This window comes from Halorubrum sp. SD683 (assembly GCF_002135045.1).
GTDB lineage: Archaea > Halobacteriota > Halobacteria > Halobacteriales > Haloferacaceae > Halorubrum > Halorubrum ezzemoulense.
The window spans coordinates 1-10,785 of record NZ_NEWJ01000080.1 but is presented as its reverse complement, the minus strand read 5'-3'; the positions used below and the strand labels follow the sequence as shown (position 1 = coordinate 10,785).

10 protein-coding genes and 2 pseudogenes are annotated in these 10,785 nt (G+C 69.7%); 8 read left to right on the top strand and 4 right to left on the bottom strand.

The window, feature by feature from the left end; genetic code table 11:
* A pseudogene (locus B9G49_RS16335) lies at positions 1 to 101 on the top strand (IS1595 family transposase); the annotation flags it as partial.
* Positions 102 to 123: 22 nt separating this feature from the next.
* On the opposite strand, the pseudogene B9G49_RS14175 reads toward B9G49_RS16335, so the two are convergent.
* From B9G49_RS14175 to B9G49_RS17205, 3 genes and pseudogenes are all read right to left on the bottom strand, one after another.
* Positions 124 to 627: pseudogene (locus B9G49_RS14175) on the bottom strand (PAS domain-containing protein); the annotation flags it as partial.
* 133 nt (positions 628 to 760) lie between these two features.
* Positions 761 to 1,000, bottom strand: coding sequence for a hypothetical protein (locus tag B9G49_RS14170; RefSeq protein ID WP_049932464.1), 240 nt, complete (start codon positions 998 to 1,000; stop codon positions 761 to 763).
* An 89-nt stretch (positions 1,001 to 1,089) separates the two neighbouring features.
* Complete coding sequence (locus tag B9G49_RS17205) at positions 1,090 to 1,212, bottom strand: hypothetical protein (protein ID WP_254921814.1); 123 nt, start codon at positions 1,210 to 1,212, stop codon at positions 1,090 to 1,092.
* Positions 1,213 to 1,402: 190 nt separating this feature from the next.
* Here B9G49_RS17205 and B9G49_RS14165 point away from each other — a divergent pair, with 190 nt between their 5' ends.
* The 7 genes from B9G49_RS14165 (at position 1,403) to B9G49_RS14135 (ending at position 8,192) form a co-directional block, all read left to right on the top strand.
* Positions 1,403 to 2,038, top strand: coding sequence for an IS6 family transposase (locus tag B9G49_RS14165; RefSeq protein WP_086216184.1), 636 nt, complete (start codon positions 1,403 to 1,405; stop codon positions 2,036 to 2,038).
* A gap of 151 nt (positions 2,039 to 2,189) precedes the next feature.
* The gene (locus B9G49_RS14160) at positions 2,190 to 2,645 is read left to right on the top strand and encodes a hypothetical protein (protein ID WP_086216806.1); all 456 of its coding nucleotides are present in this window, start codon (positions 2,190 to 2,192) and stop codon (positions 2,643 to 2,645) included.
* Positions 2,646 to 2,719: 74 nt separating this feature from the next.
* Positions 2,720 to 3,433: a phosphoribosyltransferase family protein gene (locus B9G49_RS14155; protein WP_086216805.1), complete on the top strand. Its 714-nt coding sequence runs from the start codon at positions 2,720 to 2,722 to the stop codon at positions 3,431 to 3,433.
* Positions 3,434 to 3,559: 126 nt separating this feature from the next.
* A complete protein-coding gene (locus B9G49_RS14150; RefSeq protein WP_049931397.1) occupies positions 3,560 to 4,939 on the top strand; it encodes an NCS2 family permease in 1,380 nt (459 codons plus the stop codon).
* Positions 4,940 to 5,024: 85 nt separating this feature from the next.
* Positions 5,025 to 6,509, top strand: a complete 1,485-nt coding sequence (locus tag B9G49_RS14145; RefSeq protein WP_086216804.1) for a glycerate kinase — start codon at positions 5,025 to 5,027, stop codon at positions 6,507 to 6,509.
* Between the two features lie 20 nt (positions 6,510 to 6,529).
* Entirely contained in the window at positions 6,530 to 7,588 is a 1,059-nt protein-coding gene (locus tag B9G49_RS14140; RefSeq protein WP_086216803.1) for an ornithine cyclodeaminase family protein, read from the top strand.
* Positions 7,589 to 7,628: 40 nt separating this feature from the next.
* Positions 7,629 to 8,192, top strand: coding sequence for a dihydrofolate reductase (locus tag B9G49_RS14135; RefSeq protein WP_086216802.1), 564 nt, complete (start codon positions 7,629 to 7,631; stop codon positions 8,190 to 8,192).
* A gap of 40 nt (positions 8,193 to 8,232) precedes the next feature.
* On the opposite strand, the gene B9G49_RS14130 is transcribed toward B9G49_RS14135, so the two are convergent.
* Positions 8,233 to 10,752: an extracellular solute-binding protein gene (locus B9G49_RS14130; RefSeq protein WP_086216801.1), complete on the bottom strand. Its 2,520-nt coding sequence runs from the start codon at positions 10,750 to 10,752 to the stop codon at positions 8,233 to 8,235.
* Positions 10,753 to 10,785: the final 33 nt, after the last annotated feature.

Sequence of the window (10,785 nt, the reverse complement as noted above, 5' to 3'; positions counted from 1 at the left end):
ATCGCCTCACACAGTATCTCCGAGCGTTCCAACTCAGACGAGAACTCTACCGCAAACCCGGACGAGAAGCGCTCAAAGACGCCGTCAAAGCCACTCTCTGAAATCAACAATGTGCTACACAAGAGCGGTGCCGTATATGTCCTCGTACGCGGGGTTCACGAAGAGGAGCTCCGACCAGTCCGCGTCGAACATCCAGAGGACGTCGCCGGAGACCGCCGCGATTTCTTTGAGGTGGGAGGTGGCCTCCGTGCGCTGCCGCTCGGCGCGGACGCGGTCGGTCACGTCCCGCGAGCTGACGACGTACCCGTCGAGTTCGTCGTCGGTGAGATTCGACATCCGGCTCTCCAGCCAGACCCACGACCCGTCCGCAGTGCGGTGGCGGTACTCGACGGTCTCCTCGGCGAACCCGTCGCTGGTGATCGTTCGCTGGAACGCCGCACGGACCGCCTCACGGTCGTCCGGGTGTATGTACTCGAAGGCGACCTCGCCCACGAGCTCCGCCGGCGGGATGCCGAGAATCCGCTCTGAAGCCCCGTTGACGAACGTGAACCGACCTTCGTCGTCGACCAGGGCGATCTTGTCCTGGGCCTGATCGAGCAGCAGCCCGAGCGGTTCGGACCCGTTCATTCCCTCATGCTCCCACGCGTACGCGTATAACCGTCACGGCCGTTCGCGTCCGTCGGCGGTCACGGACGAACTACGCCACCGGAAGGGACCACGGCGTGTCGGGACACGATCAGACGGTCCGAGTGGACCCCGTTCAGTCGTCGCTCGCCGAGAGCGCCTCTCGAATCTCTTCCAGCTTGAAATAGGATGCGAGACCGAGTATCGTCACGGGCCACAGACCGACGAACTGCCCGCGCTGCTTGTCGCCGCGCACGTAGTAGAAGTACAGCGCGAGCGCCACCGACCCCACGGACGCGAACACCGCGGGTCCGAGTCCGTCACTACCGACCTCTTCGACAACTTCTGCCGCCGTCTCTTCTGTTGTATCGCTCACATACGATTAAGGCCCCAGACGGTCATATGTGTTTCCTTGCTGTGAGCCCTACTTCGGGCCGTATTCGTCTCACGTCGCCGGCGGCGGCGTCACGATGACCCCGACCGCTCGCTCCGAAACACGAGCACGAAGATCAGGACCGACAGCACGATCATGACCGCCGCGAACACGCGCTCGTCGTCTGTCACAGCGTCGACCGGATCTTGGAGCATACGTCCGGTACGGCCCCCACGCTAATGTATCTCGGTATCAGCGGCGAACGCGACTCGTCCCCGTCAACACTGGCGACTCCCCACGAGCGGACGCCGTCGCTCGGACCGCCGACGGCCGGCCAACCTTCCCGCGAACGGCGGTGTTCAGATAAGGATTGAAAGGTGAGGCGGTGCGTTTTCAAAGTGTTCTATGCCCAAAAACGACCGCCTCAACGGCTGTTTAGACGATATCAACTTAGAGTTTGTGGAGCGAGAAGCAACACCGCGGCTGTTGATGAAGCTCAGTATTCAGCTTCATTTGGCTGGATTATCGCTTTCAAATACTGTTTCGTTTCTTGAGGTATTCGGTGTTGATCGGGTTCGCTCCACCGTTCATAACTGGGTTCACAAGTCCGATCTACAGCCGGAGTCTGGGCGAAGCCCGAATCACGTTGCGGTCGATGAAACTGTGATTCGACTTAACGATGAACAATATTGGCTGTACGCTGCTGTCGATCCGGAAACGAACGATCTGCTCCATACGCAGCTTGAACCGACAAGAAACAATGCGATCGCAGATCAGTTTTTCGCAGATCTCCGCGAGAAACACGACGTAGATGACGCGATTATTCTCGTCGATGGCGCAGCTCCACTTCAGCGAGCCTGTCGAAAGCATGACCTCGATTTCAGATACGAACGACATGGAAATCGGAACAGCGTTGAACGTGTATTTCGTGAGGTAAAACGCAGAACTATCTGTTTCTCAAACTGTTTCAGTAACGCTGAAGCAGAAACAGCAAACGAGTGGCTGAGATCGTTCGCCTTCGCATGGAATCAGCTTATCTGAACACTACCGACCCGGCCCCTTTCGGCCCGACTGCCAACGGTCCGTCGACGGTAGCGCAGACGGGTCGGGGGCGAGCGCGGGTACGCGGGACAGGCACGATACGAGTCGGAAACCGACGCTTATGTACGGACGTGGGCGGTAGCCGCGCGACATGGACGTACCCGATCCCGGACCGCGGTGGGGAGCGGTCGAGGAGGACGCGGAGTCGACGGCAGCGGCGTACCGAGAGCGCGGCTGGACCGCCGTCGCCGGACACCCCGGACAGGTGAACCCGGTCGCCGACGCGGCCCGCGTCGACGTGTTGTTACCGGAGTCGGAGTTCGAGGCGGCGCTCGAGGCGGTCGACGAGGCCGCGATCGACGGCGTCGACGTGTACGCGGGCGCCGCGGACGGCGTCGCGTACCGGCTGGTGGTCGCGACCGACGAGGCGGCGGCGGTGGCGCTCTGTATTCCGACGTACATCGGCGACGAAGACCTCGCCTCGCTGCGCGCGGCCGCGGCGGCGAACGGCGCGCTCACGGTCCGGCTGCGCCCGCTCGACGACCGCGACCACGTCGCGATCGCGATCGACGACCCCGCGGTGTTCTTCGACGCGCCCGAGTCGTGAGAACCACACTCGTGGGGTTTTCTCCCCGCGTGCGACTTCGACATGTTCATACTTGTGCGATCACGATCATTAGTATGAACCGCGCAGAGAAGGCGGCCCTCCAGCTACAGGCGGTCGCCGTGTTGCGGATGCTGAAGGAGACGCGAACGTACGAGGAGCTGTCCGCGGTGACCGGGCTGCCCGCTGGCGACCTGAACCGGTACGTGAACGGGCACGTCCTGCCCGGCACCGACCGCGCGAGCGAGGTGGTCGAGTCGGTCGGGCGCGAGGCGCTCGCCGACGAGCTGGTCGCGCGCGTCGAGTTCGACGACGAGGGCTACGTCGACAACTCCGGCGTCGTCTTCGACCAGTCGTTCCTCGACCTCGTGGCGCCTGTGGCGGCGGAGACGTTCGAGTTCGAGTCGCCGGACGTGGTGTTGACGGCCGCAACGGACGGGATCACGCTCGGCGCGGCGATGGCCTCCTTCTTCGACGCACGCCTGGCGTACGCGAAGAAGTCGAAGGAGACCGCCGTCGAGGAGTTCATCGAGTCGCGCCAGCGGCTCGCCTCGGGCATCGAGCTCACCTACTACCTCCCCGCGAGCGCCGTCGACGCCGGCGACACGGTGTTGGTCGTCGACGACCTGATCCGGTCGGGCGAGACGCAAGAGCTCCTCTTGGACATCGCGCTCCAAGGCGACGCTGACGTTACCGGCGTGTTCGCGCTCATCGCCGTTGGCGACGAGGGGATGGACCGCGCGCGAGCGATCACCGACGCGCCGGTCGGCGCGCTGACCACGTTCGAGTAGCCACGTTCGCGCATACTCTTCGAGAATAAACAGGACTTTTTCGCGTTTTAATGCGCGTTTGTGTATATCTGAGCGCTTCGTTCAGCAAAGCTTATCACTCGATCCCGGGGAACATCTACCCGTTCAATGGGCCTTTCAGACACGCTCGCCGAGCGGTTCGACGTGGAGTCGCACGGGTCGGACGTCCGCACCGAACTGGTCGCCGGGCTCACGACGTTCCTCGCGATGTCGTACATCATCGTCGTGAACCCGTTCATCCTGGCCGACGCGATCCAGATCCCCGGGTACGAGTTCTTCGAGGTGGTCCAGATGATCGCCATCGCGACCGTCCTCTCGGCGGCGGTGGGGACGGCCGTGATGGCGCTGTACGCGAACCGGCCGTTCGGGCTCGCGCCCGGGCTCGGGCTCAACGCCTTCTTCGCGTACACCGTCGTGCTGGGGCTCGGCGTGCCGTGGCAGACGGCGCTGGCCGCCGTCTTCGTCGAGGGGGTCCTGTTCATACTCCTGACCCTCGTCGGCGCGCGCGAGTACGTCATCCGGCTGTTCCCGGAGCCGGTGAAGCGCTCGGTCGGGGCCGGCATCGGCCTGTTCCTGCTTTTCATCGGGCTTCAGGAGCTCCAGATCGTCGTGCCGGACGAGGCGACGCTGGTCACGCTCGGCGGCGTCTTCGCGAACCCGTGGGCGATCCTCGGGGTCTTGGGGCTGGTGCTGACGTTCGTGCTGTGGGCGCGGAACGTCACGGGCGCCATCGTCATCGGCATCGCGACCACATCGATTGCCGGCTGGGCGCTCACTCTCGGCGGCGTCTTCGCCCGCGGGACGGTCACGCCGGAGACGCTGCCGTCGGCGCAGTACGACATCACGCCGCTCGCGGGCGCGTTCGTCGACGGGCTGGCGAACATCGACCCGCTCACGTTCGTGCTGGTCGTGTTCACGTTCTTCTTCGTGGACTTCTTCGACACCGCGGGGACGCTCATCGGCGTCTCGCAGTTCGGCGACTTCCTCGACGATGACGGCGACCTCCCCGACATGGACAAGCCGCTGATGGCCGACGCCGTCGGGACCACCTTCGGCGCGATGGTCGGCACCTCGACGGTGACGACGTTCATCGAGTCGTCCGCGGGCGTCGAGGAGGGCGGTCGCACCGGGCTCACCGCCCTGGTCGTCGCCGCGCTGTTCCTCGCGTCGCTCGCCGTGATCCCCGTCGTCGCCGCGATCCCCGAGTACGCCTCCTTCATCGCGCTGATCGTCGTCGGCGTGATGATGCTTCAGGGGCTCGTCGAGGTCGACTGGGACGATCCCGCGTGGGCCGTCTCCGCCGGGCTCACGGTCACCGTGATGCCGTTCGCCTACTCCATCGCCGACGGACTGGCGGCCGGTATCGTCGCGTACCCGATCATCAAGCTCGCGGTCGGCGAGGGCGACGAGGTCGCGCTCGGGCAGTACGCCATCGCCGCGCTGCTGGCGGTCTACTACGTCCTCTCGACCGCCGATCTCATCCTCTGAGCGGGGCCGGGCGGGGCTCCTCCGGGCGCCCCGGCGGAGTCCTCTTGAAGCGTCGGAACGCAGACGGGAATGAGCGATCCGACCCATGTCTGACGCACCCGACGACGCCGACCGTTCCGTGACCGTCGCGGACCGCGAGGGACACGCGGGCGATCCGGTCCGCGAACTCGCGCTCGACTGCGTCGTGGCCGGCATCGAGGCGGCGCACCCGGCCGGAGTGGTCGACGACGCCCTCGCGCTGGACGGCGACCGGCTGACGGTCGCGGGCGTCGAGGACGCGAGCACGGCCCACGACGACGCGACGGCCGCCTACGACCTCGCCGCGTACGACCGCGTGCTGGTCGTCGGGGCGGGCAACGCGGCGGGCCACTTCGCGGCCGCGGTCGAGCGGCTCCTCGGCGGCCGGATAGCTGAGGGCGCGGTAGTCACGGACGACCCCGTCGAGACCGAGCGGGTCGCCGTCCTCCCCGGCGACCACCCGACGCCGAGCGAGACGGGCGTCGAGAGCGCCCGTCGGGTGCGGGCGCTCACGGCCGACGCCGGCGCCGACGACCTCGTGATTGGCCTGCTCACGGGCGGCGGGAGCGCGCTGCTGGCCGCGCCCGCCGACGGGATCGGGCTTGACGACCTGCGCGAGACGACCGAGGCGCTGCTGGCCAGCGGCGCGACTATCGACGAGATCAACGCGGTCCGCAAACACCTCTCGGCGGTGAAGGGGGGACGGCTGGCCCGGGCGGCCGCCCCCGCCGACGTCCTCGGCCTCGCGATCAGCGACGTGACCGGCGACGACCCGGCGGTGATCGCGAGCGGCCCGCTCTCGCCCGACCCGACGACCTACGCGGACGCGAACGCGGTCCTCGACCGGTACGGGGTCGACACCCCGGACGCCGTGACCGCGCGGCTCGACCGCGGCGCCGCAGGCGAGGTCGCGGAGACCCCCGAGACGGGCGACCCGGCGTTCGACGGCGTCGGGGTCCGGATCGTCGCGAGCGCGCGGACGGCCCTGAACGCGGCCCGGGAGGTCGCCGCGGCGCGGGGGTACGACCCGCTCGTGCTCTCCTCGCGGGTGCGCGGCGAGGCGCGGGAGGCGGCGAAGACCCACGCGGCGGTCGGCGAGGAGTGCCGGGCGGCGGGCGACCCGGTCGCTCCGCCCGCGGTCCTCCTCTCGGCCGGCGAGGTGACGGTGACGCTCGGGGCGGACCCCGGCGAGGGCGGGCCGAACGGGGAGTTCGCGCTGTCGGCGGCGGCCGAGCTCGACGCGTCGGGGCGCGACGGCGAGGGGATCGCCGTCGCGAGCGTCGACACCGACGGTATCGACGGCGCGACGGACGCGGCCGGCGCGCTGATCGACGACCGCCTCGTCGGCGACGGCCCCGAGGCCACCCTGGGCCGCGATGCGGCCGCGGCCGCGCTCGACGAGCACGACGCGTACCCGCTGCTCGACGGGGCGGACGCGCTGGTCCGCACGGGACCGACCGGGACGAACGTCAACGACCTGCGCGCGGTGGTGGTCGGCGGACGCGTTGCGGGGTCTGAGGCGAGCGGATCGCGTTCGGAAGGGACTAAGTGACGGCCGGCGAATTTTGCGGCATGCAGACGCTGCTCCTCAACGCGGACGACGTAGACGAGAACGCCGAGATGGACCGGGTAATCGACGCGGTCCGCGGCGCGTTTACCGCCTACGAGCGCGGCGACGCCAAGATGCCGGCGAAGTCGTACATCGACCTGCCCGAGTACAACGGCGACTTCCGGTCGATGCCCGCCTTCCTCGACGTCCGCGAGGAGGACGTCGCCGAGGAGACGGCGACCGGCGACGGGTGGGACGCAGCCGGGATCAAGTGGGTGAACGTCCACACCGACAACCCCGCCGACCACGACCTCCCGACCGTGATGGGGACGATGATCTACTCCGACCCCGAGACGGCGTTCCCGCTGGCGGTCCTCGACGGGACGACGCTGACGATGAAACGCACCGGCGCGGCCGCCGCGGTCGCGACCGACCACCTCGCCGTCCCCGACGCGAGTTCGCTCGGGATCGTCGGCGCCGGCGTCCAGTCGTACACCCAACTCGAAGCGATCTCGACGGTGCGGGACATCGAGGAGGTCGTCGTGAGCGACCTCGACGAGGAACGCGTCGCCGACTTCCTCGACGCCTTCGGGGACCGGTTCGACGTGCGCGCGGGCTCGGTCTCGGAGGCGGGCCACTGCGATATCCTCTCGACGGTGACGCCGGTCGAGAGTCCGATCGTCGGTCCCGAGGACGTGGGCGACCACACGCACGTCAACGCGATGGGCGCGGACGCGGAGGGGAAACACGAGCTCGCGGACGACCTCCTCGTCGACGCCACGGTCGTCATCGACGACCACGAGCAGTGCACCCACTCGGGCGAGATCAACGTCCCCTACGCCGCGGGGACGCTCACCGACGACGACATCTACGGCGAGATCGGCGAGATAGTCGTCGGCCGTCGGGCGGGCCGTCCCGGGACGCCGGGGACCCCCGCCGACGCCGACGGCGTGAGCGGCGTCAGCGTCTTCGACTCGACGGGGCTCGCGATTCAGGACGTGGCGGCCGCGCGCGTCGTCTACGAGCGCGCCGACGAGCTGGACAACGGGTACCCGTTCGACCTGCTGGGCCTCGACGGCTGAACGACGGGCCGCTTTTGTCTCCTCGCCGCGTACGCCGGCCGTGAGACTCGTCAGCGTCGCGGCGCTCGCGGAGAACCGGGTGATCGGGAGAGACGGCGAGGTGCCGTGGCCGCACATCGAGGCGGACGTGCGGCAGTACCGCGAGCGCGTCGCGGAGTCACCGGTGATTCTCGGCCGACGCACGTTCGACTCGATGCGCGGCGACCTGCCCGGACGCCGCCAGATCGTCGTGAGCCGGAGCGTCGACGCGGTCGACGCGCCGACGGCGCTCGTCGCGAGCGGCGTCGAGGAGGCGCTCGCGGCGGCCCGCGACGTCGTCGGGGACGCCCCCGCCGAGCGGGAGCGCGTGCCCGCCGAGACCAGTCCGCCGTCGGGGTCGGTCGAGGCGTCGGACGGGGGGGACGAGACGGTCTACGTCCTCGGCGGCGGCGGCATCTACGAGCTGTTCCAGCCGCACCTCGACGGGATGGCCCTCAGCCACGTCGAGGGCGCGTTCGACGGGGACACGTACTACCCGGCGTGGGACGAGGCGGAGTGGGACGTGGCCGAAGAGACGGCGTACGACCGGTTCACGCTGCGCGAGTGGGTCCGTCGGGCGCGCTGAGCGGGTTTCTCTCGGCCTTTTCGATCGCCCGCGACAGCGACTACGCCCCGCCGTCGCGCTCGGCCGCGTAGCGTTCGAGCTGGACGGCGGTGCTGTCGGCGAGGCGCTCGACCGCGGACTCGACCCCGTGCTCGCGGGCGTCGACCGACGCCTCGGCGGCGAGCGTCCGGACCGTGTCGAACGGACCGATCCGCGCGCCCGTCGTGGCCGCCGCGTCCTCGGCGTCGAGCAGCTGGTCTATCGCGGTGCGGTAGCCGGGGTTCTCGTCGAACCACCCCTGGCGGTCGAGCCGGTCGATCGCGCCCTCGTGGACCGGGAAGTAGCCGGTCTCGCGGTGCCAACGCGCCTGCCGTTCCGGGGCCGCGAGCCAGGCGAGGAACGCCGCGGCGGCGCGCTGCTCCGCCGGCGACGCGCCGTCCGCGACCCACAGCGATCCCCCGCCGACGACGACGCCGTGCCGCTCGTCGGCGACCGGGAAGTAGCCGACGCCGACCGGGAAGGAGGCGCCCTCCCGCACGTCGACCATCGCGGAGGTGGAGCCGATGAGCATCCCGGCGCGCCCCTCTTGGAACGCCTCGCGGGCCTGCCCGCGGGCCTCGATGCCGGGGTCGTGGTACAGGCCGTCGGCGGCCATCTCGGCGATCCAACGGTAGATCCGCTCGCCGACGGGTCCGTCGAACCGGCTCTCCGCCGGCGTGCCGCCCCGACCGTTGTCGGCGTCGACGAGGGGTTCGCCGGCCTCGGCGAACCACTGCTCGATAAACCACGAGTACGTCGCGAACGTGATCCCCGTCTCGGTCGCGCCGCGCTCGACGAGCCGCTCGGCGCAGCGCCGGACCTCGTCGAACGTCTCGGGCGGGTCGTCGGGGTCCAGTCCGGCCCGCTCGAACGCCGCCCGGTCGTAGTACAGCACGGGCGTCGACGCGTTGAACGGCATCGAGTGGAGCACCCCGTCCGTCCGGTAGTAGTTCGCGACGGGGTCGAGCAGGTCGTCGGCGTCGAGGGCGACGCCGGAACCGCTCGCGGCGGCGGGCCCGCCTCGGGCGACGCGCCCGGATTCGGCGTCGAGGAGGCGCTCGACGGGCGTGAAGGCCCCGCTGTCGAGCGCGCGCTGGGTGCCGATCTCGTAGAGGTGGGCGATCGCCGGCGCCTCGCCCCGGTCCGCCGCCGCGAGCGTCGCCTGGAACGCGCCGCGGTAGCTCCCCTTCGAGGCGGGGCGGACCGCGACCCCGTCGGTCTGAGCGGCGAACTCGGCGGCGAACTCGTCGAGGAGCCGCGCCTTGCGGCCGCCGAACGCGTGCCAGAAGTCGAGGACGACCGCGTCGTCGTCGGCGGTCCCGTCGGCGTCGTACGCGTCGAGCGCGTCGTCTAAGGTCCCGGTCCGGTCGGCGAGCGTCGACGCGCCGGCGGCCACCTCCGCCAGCGACGTCTTCTGCGCGTGCGCGACCGCGGTGGCGTCGCCCGCGTCCGCGGCCGTCTCCTCGGCGAGGTCGCCGACCGACTCGACGGCGTCGACCACCGCCTCGATCGAGGTCGCCTGGTCGTCGGTCGCGTCGCGGATCTCCGCGACGCCGCTCGTCGTCTCCGAGACGTCGTCGGCGAGGTCGGTGAACGCCTCCAGCGCCGCCTCGGCCGTGCGGATCCCCTCGTCGGCGCGCTCGCGCATCTCGGCCATCTCGTCGACGGTCGCGTCCGTCTCCGCGCGAACCGACCGTATCGACGACTCGATCTCGCCGGTCGCCTCTCGCGCCTCCTCCGCGAGGCCCTTGACCTCCTCGGCGACCACCTCGAAGCCGGCCCCGGCCTCGCCGGCGCGGGCGGCCTCGATCGAGGCGTTGAGCGCGAGGATGTTCGTCTCGTCGGCGATGTCCTGGATCAGGTCGGTGACGTCCTCGATCGCCGCGACCTCCGACTCCAGCGTTTCGACCCGTTCGAGGGCCTCCTCGGTCCGCTCGTCGACGACGCGGAGGTCCTCGATCGCGGCCGTCGCGGCGTCGGTCCCCTCGTGGGCCCGCTCGGCGACGTCGGCCGCGGTCTCGGCCACCTGGTCCGCGGAGGCGGCGACCTCCTCGGTGGCGGCCGAGACGGTCTGGAGCTCGCTCGTCGCGGCCGCGATGTCGTCGCGCTGGCGGGTCGCGGCCGACTCGATCTCGTCGACCGCGGCGTACACCTCCTCGCTCTGGTCTTTCGCCCGGTCGACGTTCGACCGGACGTGCTCGGTCGCGCCAGCGACCTCGTCGCCGAAGCCGTCGGCGTCGGACACCGTCTCCGCGACCCCCTGGACGAACTCGTTGAGCGTCGCCGCGAGCGCCGCCGCCTCGCCGTCGGTCTCCGCGGCCGGGAACCGGGCCCCGAGGTCGCCGTCGGCGAGCCGCTCCGCGACCTCCCGGAACGCCTCGGCCGGCACGTCGCCGTCGGACGTTCCCGACGGGTGCGCCGCCTCCGACGAGACGCCGCCGTCGGTGGTCGCGTCGGGGTCTGTCGTCGAGCGGTCTCCGTCGGCGGCACCGCGATCGGACGTGCCGCGATCGGAGCCTGTGTGTGCGTCGTCACTGTTCATTTGTCGTCACTCTCCGGCCGGGGTACATAAGAT

Excerpts from the sequence above, each read along its gene's own strand:
- B9G49_RS17205 (WP_254921814.1), bottom strand. The coding sequence starts at position 1,212 with ATGCTCCAAGATCCGGTCGACGCTGTGACAGACGACGAGCGCGTGTTC.
- B9G49_RS14165 (WP_086216184.1), top strand. The coding sequence starts at position 1,403 with ATGCCCAAAAACGACCGCCTCAACGGCTGTTTAGACGATATCAACTTA.
- B9G49_RS14160 (WP_086216806.1), top strand. The coding sequence starts at position 2,190 with ATGGACGTACCCGATCCCGGACCGCGGTGGGGAGCGGTCGAGGAGGAC.
- B9G49_RS14155 (WP_086216805.1), top strand. The coding sequence starts at position 2,720 with ATGAACCGCGCAGAGAAGGCGGCCCTCCAGCTACAGGCGGTCGCCGTG.
- B9G49_RS14150 (WP_049931397.1), top strand. The coding sequence starts at position 3,560 with ATGGGCCTTTCAGACACGCTCGCCGAGCGGTTCGACGTGGAGTCGCAC.
- B9G49_RS14145 (WP_086216804.1), top strand. The coding sequence starts at position 5,025 with ATGTCTGACGCACCCGACGACGCCGACCGTTCCGTGACCGTCGCGGAC.
- B9G49_RS14140 (WP_086216803.1), top strand. The coding sequence starts at position 6,530 with ATGCAGACGCTGCTCCTCAACGCGGACGACGTAGACGAGAACGCCGAG.
- B9G49_RS14130 (WP_086216801.1), bottom strand. The coding sequence starts at position 10,752 with ATGAACAGTGACGACGCACACACAGGCTCCGATCGCGGCACGTCCGAT.